The sequence below is a fragment of the Bradyrhizobium sp. SZCCHNS3002 genome, from assembly GCF_032377435.1.
Taxonomy (GTDB): Bacteria; Pseudomonadota; Alphaproteobacteria; order Rhizobiales; family Xanthobacteraceae; genus Bradyrhizobium.
In genome coordinates this window covers 286,029-307,379 of record NZ_JAUHHY010000010.1, presented here as the reverse complement: position 1 = coordinate 307,379, position 21,351 = coordinate 286,029, and the positions used below count along the sequence as shown (strand labels likewise).

General features: G+C 63.7%; 22 protein-coding genes and 1 tRNA gene. 11 read left to right on the top strand and 12 right to left on the bottom strand.

Annotated features, from left to right (window positions below; translation table 11 throughout):
- Positions 1-137 precede the first annotated feature (137 nt).
- Together QW845_RS22810 and QW845_RS22805 are read left to right on the top strand one after the other, a co-directional pair.
- Positions 138-213, top strand: a tRNA-Lys gene (locus QW845_RS22810).
- A 907-nt stretch (positions 214-1,120) separates the two neighbouring features.
- Positions 1,121-1,633 (top strand): glycosyltransferase, encoded by a 513-nt coding sequence (locus tag QW845_RS22805; RefSeq protein WP_315803765.1) that lies wholly within the window; start codon positions 1,121-1,123, stop codon positions 1,631-1,633.
- A gap of 158 nt (positions 1,634-1,791) precedes the next feature.
- Here the strand turns inward: QW845_RS22805 and QW845_RS22800 are convergent, their stop codons facing one another.
- On the bottom strand, positions 1,792-3,117 hold the full coding sequence (locus QW845_RS22800; RefSeq protein ID WP_315803764.1) for an ATP-binding protein: 1,326 nt from the start codon (positions 3,115-3,117) through the stop codon (positions 1,792-1,794).
- Complete coding sequence (locus QW845_RS22795) at positions 3,114-3,776, bottom strand: response regulator transcription factor (RefSeq protein WP_315803763.1); 663 nt, start codon at positions 3,774-3,776, stop codon at positions 3,114-3,116. Before QW845_RS22795 ends, QW845_RS22800 begins: the two co-directional genes overlap by 4 nt.
- A gap of 168 nt (positions 3,777-3,944) precedes the next feature.
- Between QW845_RS22795 and QW845_RS22790 the strand changes: the two genes are divergently transcribed.
- The 4 genes from QW845_RS22790 (at position 3,945) to QW845_RS22775 (ending at position 8,266) form a co-directional block, all read left to right on the top strand.
- Positions 3,945-4,349 (top strand): PepSY domain-containing protein, encoded by a 405-nt coding sequence (locus QW845_RS22790; RefSeq protein ID WP_315803762.1) that lies wholly within the window; start codon positions 3,945-3,947, stop codon positions 4,347-4,349.
- A 237-nt stretch (positions 4,350-4,586) separates the two neighbouring features.
- Positions 4,587-5,057, top strand: a complete 471-nt coding sequence (locus tag QW845_RS22785; RefSeq protein WP_315803761.1) for a DUF2271 domain-containing protein — start codon at positions 4,587-4,589, stop codon at positions 5,055-5,057.
- Positions 5,058-5,073: 16 nt separating this feature from the next.
- Positions 5,074-7,278: a PepSY domain-containing protein gene (locus QW845_RS22780; RefSeq protein ID WP_315803760.1), complete on the top strand. Its 2,205-nt coding sequence runs from the start codon at positions 5,074-5,076 to the stop codon at positions 7,276-7,278.
- On the top strand, positions 7,259-8,266 hold the full coding sequence (locus tag QW845_RS22775) for an FAD:protein FMN transferase (protein ID WP_409997948.1): 1,008 nt from the start codon (positions 7,259-7,261) through the stop codon (positions 8,264-8,266). The genes QW845_RS22780 and QW845_RS22775 overlap by 20 nt, the downstream gene beginning before the upstream one ends.
- Before the next feature lie 159 nt (positions 8,267-8,425).
- Here the strand turns inward: QW845_RS22775 and QW845_RS22770 are convergent, their stop codons facing one another.
- From QW845_RS22770 to QW845_RS22725, 10 genes are all read right to left on the bottom strand, one after another.
- Positions 8,426-9,280, bottom strand: coding sequence for a F0F1 ATP synthase subunit gamma (locus tag QW845_RS22770; protein WP_315803758.1), 855 nt, complete (start codon positions 9,278-9,280; stop codon positions 8,426-8,428).
- Positions 9,281-10,813: a F0F1 ATP synthase subunit alpha gene (locus tag QW845_RS22765; RefSeq protein WP_315803757.1), complete on the bottom strand. Its 1,533-nt coding sequence runs from the start codon at positions 10,811-10,813 to the stop codon at positions 9,281-9,283.
- Positions 10,810-11,526 (bottom strand): ATP synthase F0 subunit B, encoded by a 717-nt coding sequence (locus QW845_RS22760; protein WP_315803756.1) that lies wholly within the window; start codon positions 11,524-11,526, stop codon positions 10,810-10,812. The genes QW845_RS22765 and QW845_RS22760 overlap by 4 nt, the downstream gene beginning before the upstream one ends.
- A 27-nt stretch (positions 11,527-11,553) precedes the next feature.
- Positions 11,554-11,799: a F0F1 ATP synthase subunit C gene (locus QW845_RS22755; protein WP_315803755.1), complete on the bottom strand. Its 246-nt coding sequence runs from the start codon at positions 11,797-11,799 to the stop codon at positions 11,554-11,556.
- Entirely contained in the window at positions 11,796-12,482 is a 687-nt protein-coding gene (locus tag QW845_RS22750) for a F0F1 ATP synthase subunit A (protein ID WP_409997954.1), read from the bottom strand. Before QW845_RS22750 ends, QW845_RS22755 begins: the two co-directional genes overlap by 4 nt.
- Positions 12,482-12,772, bottom strand: a complete 291-nt coding sequence (locus QW845_RS22745; protein ID WP_315803753.1) for an ATP synthase subunit I — start codon at positions 12,770-12,772, stop codon at positions 12,482-12,484. The genes QW845_RS22750 and QW845_RS22745 overlap by 1 nt, the downstream gene beginning before the upstream one ends.
- Entirely contained in the window at positions 12,769-13,065 is a 297-nt protein-coding gene (locus tag QW845_RS22740) for an AtpZ/AtpI family protein (protein WP_315803805.1), read from the bottom strand. Before QW845_RS22740 ends, QW845_RS22745 begins: the two co-directional genes overlap by 4 nt.
- Positions 13,065-13,487 carry a F0F1 ATP synthase subunit epsilon gene (locus QW845_RS22735; protein ID WP_315803752.1) on the bottom strand — a complete coding sequence of 141 codons (423 nt, stop codon included), beginning with the start codon at positions 13,485-13,487 and terminating at the stop codon, positions 13,065-13,067. Before QW845_RS22735 ends, QW845_RS22740 begins: the two co-directional genes overlap by 1 nt.
- Positions 13,484-14,911 (bottom strand): F0F1 ATP synthase subunit beta, encoded by a 1,428-nt coding sequence (atpD, locus tag QW845_RS22730; RefSeq protein WP_315803751.1) that lies wholly within the window; start codon positions 14,909-14,911, stop codon positions 13,484-13,486. The genes QW845_RS22735 and atpD overlap by 4 nt, the downstream gene beginning before the upstream one ends.
- Before the next feature lie 226 nt (positions 14,912-15,137).
- Positions 15,138-16,091, bottom strand: coding sequence for a LysR substrate-binding domain-containing protein (locus QW845_RS22725; protein WP_315803750.1), 954 nt, complete (start codon positions 16,089-16,091; stop codon positions 15,138-15,140).
- A gap of 219 nt (positions 16,092-16,310) precedes the next feature.
- Here QW845_RS22725 and QW845_RS22720 point away from each other — a divergent pair, with 219 nt between their 5' ends.
- The 5 genes from QW845_RS22720 to QW845_RS22700 all read left to right on the top strand — a co-directional run bounded on the left by QW845_RS22720 (position 16,311) and on the right by QW845_RS22700 (position 21,335).
- Entirely contained in the window at positions 16,311-17,342 is a 1,032-nt protein-coding gene (locus QW845_RS22720) for an ABC transporter substrate-binding protein (RefSeq protein ID WP_315803749.1), read from the top strand.
- Between the two features lie 117 nt (positions 17,343-17,459).
- Positions 17,460-18,503: an ABC transporter ATP-binding protein gene (locus QW845_RS22715; protein WP_315803748.1), complete on the top strand. Its 1,044-nt coding sequence runs from the start codon at positions 17,460-17,462 to the stop codon at positions 18,501-18,503.
- Complete coding sequence (locus tag QW845_RS22710; protein WP_315803747.1) at positions 18,500-19,381, top strand: ABC transporter permease; 882 nt, start codon at positions 18,500-18,502, stop codon at positions 19,379-19,381. Before QW845_RS22715 ends, QW845_RS22710 begins: the two co-directional genes overlap by 4 nt.
- Positions 19,378-20,187 carry an ABC transporter permease gene (locus QW845_RS22705; protein ID WP_315803746.1) on the top strand — a complete coding sequence of 270 codons (810 nt, stop codon included), beginning with the start codon at positions 19,378-19,380 and terminating at the stop codon, positions 20,185-20,187. The genes QW845_RS22710 and QW845_RS22705 overlap by 4 nt, the downstream gene beginning before the upstream one ends.
- An 8-nt stretch (positions 20,188-20,195) precedes the next feature.
- Positions 20,196-21,335: an FAD-dependent oxidoreductase gene (locus QW845_RS22700; protein WP_315803745.1), complete on the top strand. Its 1,140-nt coding sequence runs from the start codon at positions 20,196-20,198 to the stop codon at positions 21,333-21,335.
- The last annotated feature ends 16 nt before the right edge of the window (positions 21,336-21,351 follow it).

Below are 21,351 nucleotides of genomic sequence, written 5' to 3'. Positions count from 1 at the left end.
CTTGGGGAAAACCGCCGCCCGCCGGCGGTTTTTCTGCATCGAAAGTGACGAAAAATCGTCATGGATCGCTGGACATCCCGGAATCGCTTTGCTAAACGACCGGCTCTCGCGGAAGGCTTTCTCCGGATGCAAGATCCGGGCGCATAGCTCAGTTGGTAGAGCAGCTGACTCTTAATCAGCGGGTCCTAGGTTCGAGCCCTAGTGCGCCCACCAAGCCTTCCAAAGATGTATGGCCAATCTGCAAAGCCATTCCGACAAGCGGGTCAGCGGCTATTCCGACACGCCAGCTGCTTCTGTTTGCTCCTGCCGCCGCTTCTTCGACCCTGAGATCAACTGTTTGCGGGTCCGTTCTGGATAGGTCGGTAGCTGTCGACTTGAGCAGTGGCGGCCCGCGACACGCAGCTCGGCGTCTGTCAGATCGTGGATTGCGGTCGGGTCCCCGGGCGTGGTGTAACTCGGTAGAGCAAAGCCGTTCGCCCGCGCGCTCCCCTTCGCGTGCTCGCGGAGAAGGCCCCGGACACCGATCTTCTGCGCGAGTGATCGGCTTTGCTGCCCATCGCTTGATGGAGATGGAGGACGCCGGGCTGACCGGAGCGGCCAACGCCACGCCGGATGGTCGAGGCGCTGACGGCCGTTGTCCAGGAGGCCTGCGTACACGAGGGCGTTCGATCCGCTCGCGTTCACTTCGTCACATGTATGGCCCAACGCGTCCTGTCGGACGATATCGTTCGGCTCGCGCACGCCGGTGTACGCGGATGGTTGCGAGCCGTCGGTGCCGAGTGATCCTGAGCGGTACGACCTATCAGGAGCTGGCCGCCGCCGTGGCCGAGGCCCAGGGGGTGCCGCTTGCCGCCCTGCATTACTTCCCCGTCAGGGCGAACAACCATATCCTGCCGATTCGGTTGCCCCCGAGTTTGGTCGAATCCTTGTGGTCAGTCGCCGAGTGGTCGCACTGGCGCCTATTGAGGCCGGCCTATGATGAACAGCGCCGGGTTCTGCGGCTTCCGGACTCCAGAATTAGCGCCGTGCGCCGTATCGTCGAATCGGGCGCGCTGGAGATTCAAGCCTATGACAAGGTGTTTTTCCCGGACTCGAGGCGCGATGGGGCTGGGAGAGACCATTGGTCGGCACCATGACCTTGGAATCAGCCACCGGCTTCGATGAGTCCGTGATTTCCTGGATCGGCGCCGGCCGCCCCCCAATCTACTTCGGGTTCGGCAGCATGCCGGTCGACAGACCGACGGAGACCGTTGCGATGATCGCAAATGTTTGCCGCGAACTCAGCGAGCGTGCGCTGATCTGTTCGGGAGTCCTGCGGCTTGAAGACACGGTCCCCACGCAGGACGTCATGATCGTGCCTGCGACCGATCACGCCGCTGTCCTGCCGCGCTGCCGGGCCATCGTTCACTATGGCGGCTCCGGCACCACGGCCGCGAGCGTTCGCTCCGGCGTCCCAACTCTTGTCCTCTGGATCGGCGCCGACCAGCCGGTATGGGCGACACGGATCAGACGCCTGGGTATCGGCACCTCGCGTCGTTTTTCGGCAACGACGCAAGCGACCCTTCGCCATGAACTGCGGACCGTTCTGGAGCCGGGATGCCCACTCGGGCGCGCGAGGTGGCCAATCAGATGACGCCGCCGAGCCGAAGCCTAGCGGCTACCGTAGCGCTTCTCGAAGAGCTGGTCGCCACGCGCGCATGATTCGCCCCCCGGCCTGCTAATTGGCCGCAATTGCCACGTCCCAATCTGCTCCCAATTTCTCGAAAAATCATCGACTGGCCGCCGATGAACTCACTGCGCGGAAAACCTCGCCTGGAAGCCGCCCTGCGCTCCAGGCAAAGGCGACGTCAGGACGAGCTCGGCACCAACTCCGGAGGCGATGGCTTTTGCGATGGCGAGGCCCAACCCCGAGCCGTCAGCATCGGTGCTGCCGCGCTCGAACGGACGAGACAAGCGTTCCAGCAACTCCGGCGGAACGGCTGTTCCCTCATTTGTAACGGTCAGCACGCCAGTGTTGGAAAGAGTTACAACGACTGGTGCGGGGGACGCTCCGTGCTTGAGGCCGTTCTCAATGAGATTGCGCGCTAGAATGGCAAAGGCATCCGTATCAATATCGAAGAGAACCGGCGTCGCAGGAATGTTGACAGCGAGTCGACCGGCCGCAGCCGGATCGCGCATCATCTCCCCGATGACCAGTTTCAGCACCGATGCGATGTCAGTCGTCTCCCTGCCCTGAAGCCGTCCACCCTCCGCCTTCGCGAGTTGCATCAACTTTTCAGACAATTGCGAAAGCCGCCGCAGCGCCACCTCGATCTGCTGGGCCCGGGTTCGGGCCGCGGTGTCCCTGGTCTCGGCGATGAGTCGTTGCGTCTGCGCGAGCGCGGCAGCCACCGGCGTACGTAGTTCGTGCGCGGAATTGGCCGTGAAACTTCGCTCGGCTTCCAGGGCGCGCCGAAGCTTCTCCAGCAGGCCGTTCACGGCGTCGGCGATCGGCCCGATCTCGGAGGGCAGTCCCGCGGCTGGAACCGGAGACAGATCGCCGGTGCCGCGCGCTTCAATGTCGCCTCGCAGGCGCCTGACCGGGGTCATCGAAACGCGCACGACGCCCCATACGGCGAGAAGACTGAGGGGAATGAGCAATCCCAGCGGCCAGGCAAGCCCGAGGAGCGCCTGGTTCGCGACCTCGCGACGATGTGTCAGCAGCTCCGCCACCGCGATCGTCATCGTGCCTCGCACTGCAGTGTCGAAGTAGATTCGATGGGTTGGGGTGTCGACAAACCCCATTCTGGAGAAAGGAGGAAAGATCGCGTCATCGGCACCGTGCGAGCGCAGCAGGACGGTGCCGCGGTCGTCGCGGACCACATAGGTGAAGTACTCGTCGTGCTGCCTGAGCGTGGCGATACGCTGAGACGTGCCGTCTGCCTCACGGCCGAGGATATCGAGCACCGCAAGCGGAAGAATCCGCTGAGCCGTCTCCTCAAGCGCGCTATCGAATACCTCGTTCATTTCGTGACGCAGCCTTTGGCCGGTCACGACGGCTGCAACAATCCAAAGGAGCGCGACGCCAAGCCCGAGCCACAGCGAGATCTGCCACTGCAGACTACGCGGGCCTTTCATGAGGCGATTCCCAGCCGATAGCCGAGACCTCGCACGGTCTCAATGACGGCGTGTCCGAGCTTCTTGCGAAGCCGGCTGACATGTACCTCGATGGTGTTGCTCTCGATCTCTTCGCCGAAGGAATAGAGCCGTTCCTCGAGCAGCGATTTGGACAAAACCTGTCGCGGACGCTGTAAGAAAGTCTCGAGCAGCACCCATTCCCGCGCCGTCAGGGCGATGTTCTTTCCTGCACGCGCAATCGACCGAGCGGCCAGATCGATCTGAAGATCGCCAATTCGGATCAGTGGGTTCGGATTGCCGGCATAGCGGCGAGCGACGGCATTCAGCCGCGCCGTAAGCTCCGAAAGATCGAAGGGCTTGATCATGTAATCGTCTGCGCCGGCGTTGAGCCCTTCGATCCGGTCGGACAATTGATCGAGCGCCGTCAGGATGATGACCGGCGTCACGTCGCCCTTGGCGCGTCGATCCCGCAGCAGTCCGATACCGCGGCCATCCGGCAGCATCAGATCCAGGAGCAAGAGGTCATAGGCCGCGGTGTCAAGATATTCCCTTGCCGCATCCAGGCGGGTCACCCAGTCCACGGAATGGCCATCCGACACAATCTGGTCGCGTACTGCCGCCCCCAGAATCGTGTCGTCTTCGATCAGCAATATCCGCATCGGGTCATTCCGCCCAGCCCGTCGACCTGTAAGCGATAATCATAGAGGAGATCCTGACGTTGACCTGAAGCAAAAGTCGCGGCGTCTTCAGGCCAACGTCAGGAAACCGGCTCAAGAAGAAGACGGGCAGGAGCCTTGAAGCGGGAGCAAGAGAACGTGAACAGGACAATGTTGATTGCCGCCATTCTGCTGGGGGCGCTGATCCCCGGCATGGCGCTGGCCGATGATGACGATTGCAACGTGCCCATGGCGCAGTGGCAGCCGCGCGAAGCGGTCGAGCAGATGGCGAAGGCGCGCGGCTGGACCGTGCGCAGAATCAAGATCGACGATGGATGCTATGAGATCAGGGGACAGGACGAAGCCGGTCGCGCCATCGAGGCAAAGATTGATCCTGCATCTCTGGCTGTGATCCGCGTGAAGCAAAAGCGCGGAGAGCACGACAAGGATCATGATCAAGGTGACCGAGAGCGGCGAGGCGATCAGTCGGGACCAGGACGAGCAGCCGCGCCTACGGCGCCGCCCACCAACGGACTTATTCAGGGCGGCGCGGCTCCCAAGGTCCAGGTTCAATAACGGTCCGGAAGCCGCGAGCATCCTGGGACGCAAAAGGCCGGCCTGACTGACGGACGTCGCCTGAATCGAGTGAACGCGACATCGCGTTCAAGCGCGCCCCGCCTCGTGCGGGGCGTTTTCTTTTGGGGAGAGCGCAACCTGACGACGACCTGAAGCAGAATCGGATCGACCTTCAGGAGCACGTCAGCCGCGCCATTCAGTTAGGGCGCGATAGAAGCGCCACTGTCGGAGACAAAAATGAAATCGATGATTGCCGCCCTTGCCGTGACCACCGCGCTGACCGCCCCCGGGCTGGCCATGGCGCGACCTGTCACGTTGACCACGACGCTTAATAACTACGGCGGGAACGGCGCGTATTTGGCGCTTTACGTGACCGACGCGACCGGAGCTTACAAAGGCACGCTGTGGATGGCTGGCTCCAAGTCCAAATATTACAGCCATCTCAGCGGCTGGGAGCGCAGTTCTCGTGGAAACCTTGCAGATATCAACGGCATCACCGGCGCAAGCGTCGGAGCCGGCCGTACGCTGAAGATCACGCTCGATCTTGCGGATGCGCTCTTCGACGCGGGCTACAAGCTGCATATCGACGCCGCCGCCGAGGATATGCGCGACAGCCCGTCCGAGGTGGTGGTTCCGCTGACATCCGCGGGCGCGGGCCGGCCGCTGGCAGGGCGCAGCTACATCCGCTCGTTCACTTACGACAAATAGCCTTGGGATGGGTGTGATGCTGCGCTTGATTCATAGGGGCCTGGCCCTTGCCGTCGTCCTGCCGCTGATGGTGCTTGTCCTAAGCGGCGCGGTGCTGTCGGTGATCCCGGCTTGGGAAAGAGCTGGGGCGATATCGCCAGACAGCATGAGCGTCGCCGACCTCGCCGGCCGGATCGCCCACAGGTATCCTGGCGTCGAGCAGATCAAGCGACTGACCTCCGGCAAAGTCATCGCCTTCTACTCCGGACCAGCCGGCCCGGCCGCGAGCGTGGTGGATCCTTCCAGCGGCAAGCCGGTTTCGGACTACGTGCGCTCCCCGTTCGAGCGCTGGATGACAAACCTGCACCGCTCGTTCTTTCTGAGCGATGGCGGACGCATGGCCGCAGGCGCGAGCGCATTCGCCATGCTTGTCCTGACGCTGTCCGGTCTGCAGATGACGGCCCGGCGCATGGGAGGGTGGCGGCATATTCTCGGCTGCTCCCGTGGCGGCGGCATGCAACGCCTGCATACCGATCTCGGTCGGCTGGCGGCTTTCGGGCTCGTGCTGTCGGCTATGACGGCGCTTTATCTGTCGCTCACGACGTTCGGACTGATCCCGGACGGCACGGCGCAGCTGTCCGCATTCCCGAGCGTGACAAGCCGCGGCCCGGCTCTTCCGGTCGAGCAAATCGAGGCTTTGCGTGGCATCGATCTTTCCCAACTGCGTGAATTGACGTTTCCCAACGTCGCGAATCCGAACGATCTCTTCCATCTGGTCACCGCTGCAGGCGAGGGCTACGTCGACCCGGCCAGCGGAGAGATGCTGGGCTGGCAGGACAATTCGGTCGCCCGGCAGATCTACGAATTCATCTACATGCTGCACACCGGGCAAGGGCTCTGGTGGCTTGGGTTGCTGCTCGGCGTCAGTGCCCTCAGTGTGCCGGTGCTCGGGTTGAGCGGAGCCGTGGTGTGGTCGAGCAGGAAGCACGCTCACGCTCCCATCAGCGACAACGTTCCTGCCAAAGATGCCGACACCGTGATCCTGGTCGGCAGTGAAAGCGGCAGCACATGGGGCTTCGCCCGCACGCTGCATGCCGCGCTGACGGCCAACGGGCACAGGGTTCACGCTGCTCCAATGGACAGCTTGTTGCGATCCTATCCGTCGACCCAGCGCATGTTCGTGCTGACGGCAACCTATGGCGACGGCGCAGCGCCGGCGACAGCCGGCGCATTCCTCAAACGCCTCGACGCGATCACCGCGCCACCGCCGTTTCCGGTCGCAGTCCTCGGCTTCGGTGATCGGCAGTTCCCGCAATTCTGTCAATTCGCCCGCGACGTCGAGGCGGCCCTGGCGCGTAAAGGCTCGCGATCGTTGATGCCGCTGGACACGATCGACCGCCAGTCTGCGCAAGAGTTTGCGCGGTGGGGCAAGGCCCTGTCGGATGTCATGGGTGAGGACCTTGTGCTGATCCATGTGCCGGAGCGGCCGCGTACTGATATGCTGACGCTCATCGAACGGGTCGATTACGGCGCGGAGGTGCAGGCGCCCACCTGCGTGCTGCGCTTCGCGCTGCCAGGACGCGGCATGTTCGCGCGCCTCATGGGGCATGGCTGGCCGCGCTTCGCCGCAGGCGACCTGATCGCGGTTCTGCCGCCAGACTGCAACTTGCCGCGCTACTATTCGTTGGCAAGTTCGACCCGTGATGGCTTCGTCGAGATCTGCGTCCGCAAGCATCCGGGCGGACTTTGCTCTGGTCTGCTTCACGGCCTTCAGCCGGGCGACAAGGTCGAGGCCTTCGTGAAGGCAAATCCCGCTTTCCGTCCGGCACATGGACGAAGGCCGGTGATCCTGATCGGCGCTGGCACCGGCATAGGTCCGCTGGCAGGATTTGTTCGTGCCAACGGCGGGTGCCAGCCGATGCATCTGTATTTCGGCGGGCGCGATCCAGCCTCTGACTTTCTCTATGAGCGCGAAATCGATGGCTGGCTGGGTGAGAAACGATTGACGAGCCTCACCACTGCCTTCTCGCGCGTGAAGGGCGGCGGCTATGTGCAGGATCGCCTGCGCGGTGACGCGGATCGCCTGCGCGCACTCATCGCCAACGGAGCACAGATCATGGTCTGTGGCGGGCGCGACATGGCAGCGGACGTCATGCAGGCGGTGGCGGACGTATTGGCGCCCCTGGGTCTGACGCCTGTCGCACTCAAAGCCCAAGGGAGGTATGTTGAAGATGTCTACTAACCTGCACCGTCATGTATTGAGCGGCGCCACCATGGGAACGCGCTGGTCGGCGCTGCTCTATGCACCGCCGTCGACCAATCTTGCCGCGCTGGAAACCGCATTGGCTCACGCCGTCGATTGCGTCGACCATCAGATGTCCACATGGAAGCCGGACAGCGACCTGATGCGTTTCAATGCAGCGTCGCCGGGCACCTGGGAATCCTTGCCGATTGAACTCATGCGGGTCTTGGAGCGGGGAGTTGCAATCGGACGCGCCTCGGACGGAGCCTTTGACGTCGGGCTCGGAACTCTCGTCAATGCCTGGGGTTTCGGACCTCCCTGTTCGGCGACAGACGCGCAAGCGCTTCGCGCGGCTCTTCGCGAGCGGCTGCCACCAACCCACACTGTTCTTGAACTGGATGTGCCGGAACGAAGGGCGCGCAAGCACAGCCACTTCGCCCTCGATCTTTCGGGTATCGCCAAGGGTTTCGCCGTGGACGAGATGATGCGCGTGGTCGAGTGCTTCGGCGTCTCCAATGCGCTGCTCGGTCTCGATGGAGAGTTGAAAGCGCGAGGCGCCAAGGCAGACGGATCCTCGTGGCGAGTAGCGGTGGAAGCGCCTGACTACGAACTGCGCGGTCCGCTCGGCGTGATCGAATTGCGTGATGCGGCGGTCGCGACCTCGGGCGACTATCGGCGCTGGGTCGATATCGGGCGAAAGCGCCTCTCTCACGCGATGGACCGATCGCGCGGCGGCCCGGTAGACAATGGAATTGCGTCGGTTTCAGTCGTTGCCGCCAGCTGCATGGATGCCGATGCTTGGGCCACTGCGCTCATGGTTCTCGGTCCGGAGCGAGGCAAGGCCCTGGCGCTGAAGCAAGGCCTCGATGCGCTGCTGATCCAGCGGCAAAACGAGACGTTCTCAGAGATTCCTGTCGGTCCCTTGTTCCATGAGCCTCGGGGCGCGCGGCAGGAAATGAGCCGGCACGAACGAGTGCCGGCTTTCTGAAACGGCCGGACGGTGGCGCCGATGTCCCGCCACAAGGATCTCCCGGTGCGCATGGTGGCCATTGCGGGCGAGAGCTCAGGCCGGCCGCCATCTCCACGATGCCAAAGGGGGCCGTTTGATCGCGGGGCCAGTTGTCCCTTTCAAAATGCGTCGTTCATTTCAGCGATCCGCCAGCGCCTCGGCTCCGGCGGCGAGCTCGACGATCTCATTTGTTATCTCTTCCTGCCGGAGCTGCTGCTCACGCTGTCCAAGCGTGACGAGGCGGGTCCCGATGTTGTGCCGGGCTGCCGTCATCGTCATCATGCGTGCCTGGTTTTCGGCTTCATAGGAATGCATGGCTGCCTCGCAAAGCCGGGCATAGACATACTCGGCCGTGAGTCGTTCGAGCAATTCCCGCGGCTCGAGTGTTGTCAACGGCGGCAGAGTCTCGGAGTCACTGGCAAAGCGCGCAAGATCAAGTGGAAGCAGCGAGTAGCGTTCAATCTGGACGCCGACGCCGGAGATTGATCGCGGCACGATCATTTGAACGGTTGATGGCGTACCGCTTGCGATCTGCGCGTACAAGGCGTCGGCGATGTTGTTCGCAAGTGAAGGAACAGCATCCACGTGGCTGGCCATCGGAGTCGACCAGGACGGGTTCAACCCACGCTCGCGGGCGATGACAAGGCCACGCGTTCCAATCAGGAATGTCGTTGCGTTTGCGAGATCGCCCCCTGCAGCGTTCAAAACACGTTCGCTGAATGCGCCGGCGAAGCCCTGTTCCGCGCAAAAGAGGATCACGCCGGTTGTCGCTCTTCTTCTTTCCGGCAGATGTCGAAAATCTGCCGGCAGCAGCGTCAGGGCCTGTCCGATGGCCCGGGAAACGACAGCGCTATAGGAATCGATGCCGTCAAGGAGGGAGCGTGCTCGCTGCGCGCGCGACGCGGCGATGCCGCGCAAGGCAGTGACCACGGCCTCCAGTTGACGGACGTTCTGGATTTGGGCCGAGATCTCAGCGAGCCGTTCCACCATCATTCAGATCCGATCGGCGCGCGGTCGGGCACACTTGGCGGCAAGCCCCGTGAGCGCCGCTGTCATGGCTGCTCTCTGCGGGTCATCGAGTTCGCCTGTCCGCTCGATGGCCGCCACGGCCTCCTTTGCCTCCTTGTCGATCCAGGACGAGAGTTCGGTGCGAAACCTTGCGATGTCGTCCAACGCCACGCGGTCAAGAATGCCGGTCTGCAGCGCCGTGACGAGCGCGACCTCGTCCGCCAAACGAACCGGCGAATATTGTGGCTGGGCCAGGATGCTCCGGATGTGTCGCCCGCGAGCGATCTTGTCCTTGACTTGGGTGTCGGTCACTCCGCCAAAGCGCGTGAACATTTCCAGTTCCAGAAATTGCGCGTAGTCGAGGCGCAGAGCGTGCGCGGCTTCGCGCAAGGCTGGAGCCTGAGTCTTTCCACCCACTCGGCTGACGCTTGTGCCGACATCGACGGCCGGCTTGTGACCTTCGTGGAAAAGACGCGCATCGAGAACGATCTGGCCGTCGGTAATCGATATCAGGTTGGTCGGAATGTAGGCGCTGAGATTCCCGCCATCGAGTTCAGCGATGGGCAGCGCGGTCAGCGAACCTCCCCCGGCCGCCTTGGAAAGTTTTGCCGCCCGCTCCAGCAGCCTGGCATGAACATAGAAGACGTCGCCGGGGTAGGCCTCGCGACCGGGCGGTTGGCGTGTCAGCAAGGCGATTTCCCGATGGGTGGCCGCATGTTTCGTCAGATCGTCGATGGCCACCAGCGCATGCTGGCCACGGTCGCGGAAGTATTCGGCGATGGTGAAAGCGGCGAAAGGGGCGATCCATTGCAGGCCGGGCGAAGCGGAAGCGCCGGCAACGACGAAAATGCATCGCTCGGGAGCGCCGTGTGCCTGTATCGCCTGTATCGCCCGCTTCACGGTCGACGACTTCTGACCGATAGCGACGTAGACACAAACGATGTCGCTGAACTTCTGATTGATGATGCAGTCGATCGCTATTGCCGTCTTGCCGATTGCGCGATCGCCGATAATGAGCTCGCGCTGGCCGCGGCCGAGCGCGAACATCGAATCCAGCACAAGAATTCCGGTCTGCAGGGGCTCGCTGACAAGGTCGCGATCGATGATCGACGGTGCCGGCCGTTCGATCGGCTCATATGCGCCCGACTCGATCGGTGCTCCGCCGTCCAGAGGACGCCCCAGCGGATCGATCGTCCGGCCGAGCAGAGAAGGTCCGACGGGGACGCGGACCACTTCGCCGCTGCCGTGCACCTGATGGCCCGCCTTGAGGCCTGTGGGGTCGTCGAGCAGGACGCATCCCAGCAGATCGCGGTCGAGCGTGGTGGCGTAGCCGACCTGTCCGTGCTCGAAGCGTACGAGCTCATCAAGACGCACATCGGGCAGGCCTGACACCAATGCGATCCCATCGGCAACGGATTCCACGCAGCCAATCTGCTCGGTTACCGGTGCAAGCGTCGCAGCATCAACGCGCGCCTCGGCTTCCCGTAGCCAGCTGTCGAGAGGGGCGATGGCCGTCATCGGTCCAGCTCTCTTCGAATGATCTCGAGGTCGGCCTGCCAGTTGTTGCGCACGACGATATTCCGGCCTCTGATTTCGAAACCAGCGATGAGCCTGGAATCGCACGAGAGACGTATCGGTGGCTCACTGCCGAACGCTGCGTGGATCGTCTCCCGCAAGCTGGCCGCCTGCTCGTCATCCAGTTTCGCCGCTGCGACGACGTCGAGCGGGTGAGCCGGATCCGATCCCGCAAGGCGATTGCGCGAGTCCACCGTCAGCCGGCCCAGTTCAGCACCAAGACCATCGAGAAAAGCGGAGAATGCAGCGCTTGCTGGAAGCCGTTCTAGTAGTCGGCGTGCAATCCGCACCGAGAGCTCGCTCGCTCGATCGAGCACAGCGTGCTGCATGGCGATGCGCTCTTTTTCGATCGCGACTGCCGCATCCTTTCGGTGCTGATCGAGCTCGCTCGACAGTTGGGCGAGCGCGGACGCTTTCTCCGCCTCCGCGTCCTTGCGGGCCTGTGCGAGCAAGCGATCGCGCTGCGCGTCGATCCCGGCGCGGAGTGTCGTTGCTTCGGCGCGAAGGTCCCCGGCCTCCTTTCGAGCCGCGTCGGCGTCCGCAAGGAGCTTAGCCGCCTCTTCTCGCCGTTTCGCTACGAGATCGGCGACCGGACGAAAGAAGAACCGGCCCAGGATCCAGATGAGGATGAGGACATTGACGGTCTGGAGCGCCAACGTCCACCAGTCGATATGCATATCGGCCTAATGGATGAAGGGGTTGGCGAACAACACGAGCAGCGCGATGACGAGACAGTAGATTGCCATGGTTTCGATCATGGCAAGACCGACGAAGAGGGTGCGCGAGATCGTCCCCGCCGCCTCGGGCTGCCGGGCGATGGCATCCATTGCTGCGGCGACCGCGCGACCTTCGCCGAGTGCCGGCCCAATCGCTCCAAAAGAGACCGCCATGGCCGCTGCAAAGATGCTGACAATCTCGATCCAGTTCATGATGACTTCCCTTTCGTGGGAGCGCGTCCCTCGTTCAACGCGCTGCCGATGAATACCATGGCGAGGACGGTGAAAATGTATGCCTGAACCGCGCCGGTCAGGAGATCGAGCGCCATGAGCGGAATAGGCACGAGTAGACCGGCAAGGGACAGAACAATGCCGACGACAAAAACACCGCTCATCACGTTTCCGAACAGGCGCACGATCAGCGAAAACGTTCGCGTGAACGTTTCGACGATGTTCAGGGGAACCATGATGAAGGTGGGCTCGGCGAAGGTCTTGAGATATCCGACCAGCCCCCGTGCCCGAACACCGAAGTAGAAGATGGCGACGAACACGATGAGCCCCAGCGCCGCATCTGTTTCAATGTGCGCAGTTGGCGGCTCGACACCGGGGATCAGCGAGCACCAATTTGCCGCCAGAATGAAGAGAAAGAGCGTACCGATCATCGGGACGTATGGCGCCGGCGCCACGCGCATGGTCTCGTGGACTTGATTTTCGATGACGTCGACAACCGTCTCGACGATCGCCTGGGCAGCGGTGGGCCGCAGCGAGAGCGAGCGCGTGGCGAGCCAGCCACCCACGCCGAGGATGGCCATGAGCCCCCAGGTCACGACGACGGGCTCGGTGACTGCGACTGGCCCAATCGTGAACACGACCTTTGCGGTCAGGGGTGAACCGATCATCGTCGCGTCTCCGGCCGAAGAAGTCCGTTTCGCGCGGTCAGGAGGCCGAGGGTCCCGGCAAGGAGGGGCATCGCTCCAAACGATTTGGTGACGAGCACCATGGCTCCACCTGTCGCAGCGAAACGAAGCAATTGCAGTCCGAGCGAAGAGAATGGCTGGCCACCGATGAGGAAGCGTACGTTCCATCGCAAGGAGGCGAAATGCAGCAGCCCCAGCAGGCCACCAGCACCAATCCAGCCAGCTGCCTCAGCAATGAAGAGATAGTCGTGCATGACGGCATGGCTCATTGCTGATGCATCCATCGCCAGGCCGACCAGCAGCCGGCCGCCACCCCGAGCAAAAGGAGCGGCGCGCTCCAGAAGATGCCTGTCCCGAGCCAACGGTCGATCCAGCGGCCGACGAACAGGCCAATCAGCGTAGGTGCGACGATGATCCAGCCGAGCACGCCGATCTGGCCGACAAATCGCACCACCGATGAGTCGCCATCGCTACGCCAAGACTCCCATCGCGCGCGTCGGTCGCGGACCGCCTTGGTCAATCCATCAGGAGTGGGATCGCCGTTCGGCTTCGAACCGACCATCACGAGCCGCCCTCCATCAAACTGCGCTTGTCGGGACGCAGGTAGTGGACGATCTGCCGGATGGCCTTCATCTGCAGTTGGAGATTCTCCGTTCGGGACGCGCGCTCGGTTTCGCTTCGTTTGCGAAATTCATCGAGCACGATCACTTCAAGGCGATCGAGATCGTCGCCGGCAATCGCCTCGCGTGTGGCGATGGCGATCTCGGCGCCGCCGGTCACGGAAAGCACGCCCCGCCGCACCGCACAGTAGCGTAGGCGCCTGTCGGCGCCTTGCCAACTGACCACCGAGATGTTCAGAGCAGTAAGAAGGTCGGCATGACCTGCGAGAATTCCAAAGCTGCCGCTGTCGTCCTCGGCGCGAACGCTCGAAACGTTTGCTTCGTCGACCACGATTGCAGTCGGTGTGGTGATCAGGAGCCTCATCTCGCCGGCTCCTCGGACTTTTCCTGAGGCTGCCTGGCCCTCGCGTCGTCGATGCCGCCGATCATATAGAACGAGCTCTCGGCCCACTGATCACAGTCACCGCCGAGGATCGCCTGACAGCCCTTGAGCGTCTCTGCCAGGGGAACCGAGCGGCCGGGCACACCCGTGAACGCCTCGGTCACGGAAAACGGTTGAGTGAGAAAGCGCTGCAGGCGTCGGGCACGTGCAACAGCCAGCCGGTCCTGAGCGCTGAGCTCTTCGATTCCGAGCAGCGAGATGATGTCCTGAAGTTCTCGATAGTGTGCAATCGTCTCGCGCACCTCTTCGGCGATCCGATAGTGCTCGTCGCCAACCACAGTCGGATCAAGCAGGATGGAGGACGAGTTCAAGGGATCGACGGCGGGATACATGCCCTCGGCCGCCATCGTTCTCGACAGCACGATCATGCTGTCGAGATGACTCGAGATCGCGGTCACCGCCGGATCGGTGAAGTCGTCGGCCGGAACGTAGACCGCTTCGATGGCGGTCACCGAGACGCCGGAAACCGAGGCGATGCGTTCGTGCAACGCGGCGACTTCCGTGGCAAGGGTCGGCTGATAACCGACACGCGACGGCAAGCGCCCGAGCAGGCCGGACACCTCGCTCCCGGCCTGCACGAACCGGAACACGTTGTCCATGAGAAGCAGAACGTTCTGACGCTTCGTGTCGCGGAAGTATTCGGCGATCGTCAGCGCCGTCAGCCCGACACGCCAGCGGGCACCCGGCGGCTCATTCATCTGGCCGTAAACCAGTACGCTGCGATCGAGCACCCCGGATCGGCGCATTTCCAACAGGAGCTCATGCCCTTCGCGGGAGCGCTCGCCGATCCCGGCAAACACGGAAATGCCCTGGTAACTCTGGACCATGGCGTGGATCAATTCCATCACTACCACGGTCTTGCCGACGCCGGCTCCGCCAAACATTGCGGCTTTGCCACCCTGCGGAAGCGGCGCCAGAAGATCGATGACCTTGATGCCCGTTTCGAAAATTGCCGTGGCCGGGCTCCGTTCGCCGAGTGGCGGCGCGGGATTGTGAATCGGCGCGCGCGCCAGATCGTCGGGCAATGCGGGGCCGTTGTCCCGCGTGCGCCCGGTCACGTCGAGCAGGCGCCCGAGCACTGCGTCGCCGACGGGAACGCTGATCGGTCCACCTGTCGATTGCACCCGCGCCCCCCGTTTCAGGCCGGCAGTTGCTTGTAAGGCGACGCCGCGCACCGTCGTCTCGTCCAGGTGCGCCTGAACCTCAACGATCAGGATGTCCGGCTGGTCCCAGTCCACCAGAAGCGCGTCGCCCAGCTTGGGGAGCTCGGCGGCGGCGAACTCCACGTCGACCACGGCGCCGCGGACCGCAAGGACCCGGCCTTCTGATTGTAAAGGAAGCGCCATGGTGATCCGTCGGCAAATGTCAGTCCTGCACGTTGCTACCGCGCTGACGGCTCTCAGCCTTGATCAGAATCAACGGGCGACTCCCCCTTTTCTTGGGCACACATGATCTTGATCGAACTGCGTCGAACAACGTCGGTGCGTACAACTGGGAGCATCATGACAGAGCTGACGACGATACCGATGCAATCAAATCCTGCCGTCAAACCGGCAGAACTCTCGATCACAATCAGCGAGTCCTAAGTTCGCCCACCAGACCTTCCCCTGTTTCTCCAGGGATCGACGATCGGCCGAGCTCTTCCAGGGCCTGTCGCACCGACTGGACAAGATCCAGCGCCACCGGCGAGGGGCTGCGCTGCGGCGGAAACACCGCGGCGAATTCGAAATCGATGCGCGGCGCGAAGGGCCGCATCACCACGCCACGGCCGTCGAATTCGCGCGCGGTGAACGGATCGCAAATCGAGACGCCCAGTCCCGACGACACCATCCCGCACATGATTTCCGACAGCGTCGTCTCGACCCGCAGCACGCGCCTGACATCCTCGCGATGGAAGATCTGATCGATCAGATGACGGCTGGTGGAGCCTGACGAGAGCGAGATGAAGGTCTCCCCATCGAAGTCGCGCGGCACCAAGATCGTCTTCGCGCAAAGCCGGTGGCCTGCTGGGAGAACGGCGACGCGCGGCAGCGCCGGCAGCTTGATGCTCGGAAGCCCGGCATGGGCGATCGGCACCTCGGCAAAGCCGACGTCACATTGCGCGTTCAGCACCCAGTCGATCACGATCGGCGAGATCACGCCGAAGAAGGCGAGGTTGAGGTTCGGGCGCTCCTGCAGGAAGTGGCCCGCGAGCCGCGGCAGATAGCCATTGGCAAGCGCGGGGAGCGCGGCAATGCGCAGCGTCCCGGTGCGTCGGCCACGGATCTCCTCAGCGGCCGCGGTGATGCGATCGAGCCCGACGAAGGAGCGCTCGACCTCCATGTAGAGCGCCGTCGCTGCCGCGGTCGGCACCAGGCCGGTGCCGCGACGCTCGAACAACTCCATCTTGAGCAGCGCCTGCAGGTCGCGCAGCAGCCGGCTGACCGCCGGCTGCGTCACCGCCATCAGCTTGGCCGCTTCCGTCACGCTGCCGCTCAGCATCATCGCCCGGAAGGCTTCGACCTGCCTTGAGTTGATCCGCGCCATACGTTTTCATCCATAACATTCGCGTATGAATAGGGTGTCATTATTCATTGGACGATCAAAGCCTCTGCTGCGATCTTTTTTGGCAGGGTGAGGGAAGGCTCGTTTTTTAGGCTCTTCAGCTCCGGCTTTCCTGGATCTGCGGATGCCATCGGGCAAGCCGATCTCCCTGGGACGGTTTTTTAATACCGTCTTTTATCCAAGATGATGGAGATCGGTCCAATGAAGCACCCTAAACTCCTGATGGCGGTCAGCGTCGCCGTCCTGGCCTCAGCCTCGCAGGTCTGGGCTCAGCAGAAGACGCTCTATGTCGCCGGCTATGGCGGCTCGTTCGAGAAGACGATCCGCGAGGAGGTGATCCCGCCGTTCGAGCAGGCCAACGGCGTCAAGGTCGAATACGTCGCCGGCAACTCCACCGACACCCTCGCCAAGCTGCAGGCGCAGAAGGGCAACCAGCAGATCGACGTCGCGATCGTCGATGACGGCCCGATGTACCAGGCGATCCAGCTCGGCTTCTGCGACAAGGTCACCGGACTGCCCGGCGATCTGCTGGAGGTCGCGCGCTTCAAGGATGACAAGGCGGTCGCCATCGGCCTGGTCGCCACCGGCCTGATGTACAACAAGAAGGTGTTTGCCGAGAAGGGCTGGGCCGCGCCGACCTCGTGGAACGATCTCAAGGATCCGAAATACAAGCAACTGCTCGTCATTCCGCCGATCAACAACACCTACGGCCTCAACGTGCTTCTGATGCTGGCGAAGATGAACGGCGGCAGCGAGAGCAATGTCGATGCCGGTTTCAAGATCTTCAAGAATGACATCAATCCCAACGTATTGGCCTACGAGCCGTCGCCCGGCAAGATGACCGAGCTGTTCCAATCGGGGCAGGCGGTCATCGCGGTGTGGGGCAGCGGTCGCGTGCAGAGCTTCGCCAACACCGGCTTTCCGGTCGATTTCGTCTATCCGAAAGAAGGTGCCGTGAGCCTGCTGACGACGGCGTGTCCGATCGCCAAGCCGTCGGTCTCGCCGCTGGCCTCGAGCTTCATCAAGCTGCTGCTCGATCCGAAGATCCAGCTCACGATGCTGAAGGAATATGGCTACGGCCCGGTCGTGAAATCCGTCGTGATCCCCGAGGGCGTGGGCGCGATGGCGCCGATCGGCGAACGCGCCGCCAAGGTCTATGCGCCCGATTGGAGCGTGGTCAACGAGAAGCGCGAGGAATGGACCAAGCGCTGGAATCGCGAGGTCGAGCGCTAACCGGTTGCTTGTTGCGAGCCTCTCTCGTTGACGGCGGTGTTCTCCCTTCCCCTAAAGGGGAAGGGAGGTGCACCGTGCGCGGAGCGCCAGTATTCCTCGCCCATCTGGATCCAAAGCATGTCCCTCCTCGAACTCGACCGCGTCGGCAAGTCCTTCGGCCCCAACACGGCCGTCGAAGAGTTCAGCCTCGGCGTCGCCAAGGGCGAGTTCATCTCGTTCCTCGGCCCCTCCGGCTGCGGCAAGACCACCACGTTGCAGATGATCGCGGGCTTCCTCGATCCCTCACATGGTGCGATCCGCCTCGAGGGCAGGGATCTCGTCGCGGTGCCACCGGCGAAGCGCGGCCTCGGCATCGTGTTCCAGAGCTACGCGCTGTTTCCTCACATGACCGCCGCCGAGAACGTCGCGTTCGGTCTGGAGATGCGCAAAGTCGCGCGCAAGGAACGCGAGGAGCGCGTACGATCGGCGCTCGCGCTGGTCGGCCTTGCCGGCTATGAGGACCGTCATCCTCGCCGCATGTCCGGCGGCCAGCAGCAGCGCGTGGCGCTCGCGCGCGCGCTGGTGATCCGGCCGAGCCTGCTGCTGCTCGATGAGCCCCTGTCCAATCTCGATGCGCGCCTGCGCGAGGACATGCAGATCGAGCTGCGCCAGATCCAGCGCGACCTCGGCACTACGACCATCCTCGTCACCCATGATCAGATCGAGGCGATGTCGCTGTCCGACCGCATCGTGGTGATGAGCAAGGGCAGGATCGAGCAGATCGGCACGCCGCAGCAGGTCTACGAGCAGCCGGCCTCGGCCTTCGTTGCGCAGTTTCTCGGCAAGACCAACGAGTTTGCCGCGATGGTGGATTGCGCCTCCGGGCAGGCCAGGCTGGTCGCGGGATCGTGGAGCGCGCCGGCGCCGGCCGGCGTCGCCGGCTCCGTCGCCGTCAGCGTCCGGCCCGAGCGCATCAATTTCGGCGACGCCGGTCTTGCGGGGCGCATCACGAGCCGCATCTTCCAGGGCAATCATTGGCTGTTCCAATGCGACACCGAATGCGGGCCCGCCATCGTGATCCGCCAGAATGACGGCCTGCCGCAGCCGGAGCAGGGCGCCGCGGTGCATCTCGTCTGGCAGGTCTCGGACATGAGCCTGCGCGCCGCGAAGGCCGCAGCATGAGCGCGACCATCGCGTCCAACCCGTCGGAGACGCGGGCCGGGCTTTCCCTGGCGCTGCCGGCCTTGATGCTGTTCCTGGGCGTCGTGGTGATCCCGCTGGCGATGACCGTGATGCTGTCGTTCCACGATTGGGGCCAGTACAAGGGCATCGAGCCGGTGTTCATCCTGAAGAACTGGCGCGAGATCGTGGACGATCCCTACTACGCGGAGATGTTCTGGCGCACCTTCCGCGTCGCGGTGCTGGCGACCTCGATCACGGCGGTGTTCGGCGTGCCGGAGGCCTACATCCTCAACCGCATGCAGGGGCCGTGGAAGGGCCTCTTCCTGCTGGTGATCATCGGCCCGCTGCTGATCTCGGTCGTCGCGCGCACCCTCGGCTGGGCACTCCTGTTCGGCGGCAACAACGGGCTCGCCAACAAGCTGCTGATGGCGCTCGGCCTGATCGAGTCACCCATCAGGTTCATGTTCACCGAGACCGGCATGGTGATCGCGCTGGCGCATGCGATGATGCCGTTCATGGTGCTCGCGGTGTGGACCGCGCTGCAGCGGCTCGATCCGCAGGTCGAGAACGCGGCGCTGTCGCTGGGGGCAAGCTCGCTGACGGTGGTCCGCCGCATCGTGCTGCCGCAGATCATGCCGGGCGTGCTGTCGGGCGCCATCATCGTATTCTCGCTGTCCGCAAGCGCGTTTGCGACGCCGGCGATCATCGGCGGCCGCAGGCTCAAGGTCGCGGCGACGCTCGCCTATGACGAGTTCCTCAATACGCTGAACTGGCCGCTCGGCGCCGCGGTTGCCGTGCTGCTGCTGATCGCGCTCGTCCTGATCGTCGTCGGCTCCAACGCGCTGATCGAGCGCCGCTACCAGGAGGTGTTCCGATGAGCAGGAACGGCCCACTGGCGCTGATCTTCCATGCCGTCTTCGTCGTCTTCATGGTGGCGCCAATCGTCGTCGTGTGCTGGGTCGCGTTCACACCGGAAGGTTTCCTGTCGATCCCGATCACCAGCTTCTCGCTGCGCTGGTTCAGGGCGCTCGCCGACTATCCGGAATTCGTCCACGCCTTCGGCGTGAGCCTGTGGCTCGGCGCGCTGTCGTCGTGCGTGGCGCTCTTGTTCGCGGTGCCGGCGGCGCTGGCGATCAGCCGCTATCGCTTCCGCGGCCGTGACGCGCTGTCGGCGCTGTTCCTGTCACCCTTGATGATCCCGCACGTCGTGCTCGGCATCGCCTTCCTGCGCTTCTTCACCTCCGTCGGCATCGGCGGCACGTTCGTGGCGCTGGTGATCGCCCATGTCGTCGTGGTGTTTCCGTTCGCGCTGCGGCTGACGCTTGCGGCCGCGACCGGCATGGACCGGTCGATCGAGATGGCCGCGATCTCGCTCGGCGCCGACGGCTGGACCATGTTTCGCCGCGTCACCTTGCCCGCGATCCTGCCCGGCATCGTGAGCGGCTGGATGCTCGCCTTCATCCAGTCGTTCGACGATCTGACCATGACCGTGTTCCTGGCGACGCCCGGCACCGAGACCTTGCCGGTGCGTATGTTCCTCTACATCCAGGACAACATCGATCCGCTGGTGACGTCGGTGTCGGCAAGCGTCATCGCCGTCACCATGACCGTCCTGATCCTGCTCGATCGCTTCTACGGGCTCGACCGCGTGCTGACCGCCAAAGGCGGCGACGCCGGACGATAGGAGACCTTATGACGAAAGACTATGACGTCGCCGTCGTCGGCGGCGGCCTGCTCGGCTCTGCGATTGCCTGGGGATTGGGCCGGCTCGGCCAGCGCGTCGCGGTGCTCGACGAGGGCGATATCGCCAAGCGTGCCTCGCGCGCCAACTTCGCGCTGGTCTGGGTGCAGAGCAAGGGCCTGGGCATGCCGGCCTACACCGGCTGGACGGTGCGCGGCTCCAAGGCGTGGCCGAAGCTCGCCGAAGAGCTGAAGGCGCAGACCGGCCTCGATGTGGTGCTGCAGCAGAACGGCGGCTTTCATCTCACCCTCGGCGAGGCCGAGTACGCGCAGCGCACCCAGCTCGTCGCGCGCATGCACAACCAGGTCGGTGCCGCCGACTATCAGATGGAGATGCTGCCGGCGTCCGAGGTGAAGAAGATGCTGCCGCTGATCGGCCCGGAGGTCTCCGGCGGCAGCTTCTGTCCCTATGACGGTCATGTGAATTCGCTGCGCACCTTCCGCGCCCTGCACGCCGGCATGAGGCAGTTCGGCGTCGACTATCTGCCGGAGCGCGCGGTCGGTGCGATCGCGCGGGACGGCAATGAGTTCAGGCTGACGACGGCGCAAGGCGAGATCCGTGCGACCAAGGTCGTGCTCGCGGCAGGAAATGCCAACCAGACCCTGGCGCCGATGGTCGGGCTGTCCGCGCCGATGGGGCCGACGCGCGGCCAGATCGTCGTGACCGAGCGCACGATGCCGTTCCTGCCGCATCCGCTGACCACGATCCGCCAGACAGACGAGGGCACGGTGATGATCGGCGACAGCAAGGAGGACGAGCTCGACGACCGCGTGCAGAACTTTTCCGTCAACGCGGTCATGGCCGATCGCGCCCAGCGCACCTTCCCGCATCTGGCGCGCCTCAACGTCGTCAGAAGCTGGACCGGCATCCGCGTGATGCCGAAGGACGGCTTTCCGATCTACGAGCAGTCGGAGACCCACCCGGGCGCCTTCGTCGCCTGCTGCCATTCCGGCGTGACGCTCGCGGCGAACCACGCCTTCGACATCGCGCGCATGGTCAAGGACGGCGCGCTGGAGCCGGAGCTGGTCGGCGCGTTCACAGCCCGCCGCTTCGACAGCGAAGCGGGAGCGGGCGGCAGTGGCTACTACTGAGAGATGACGGCGCAGG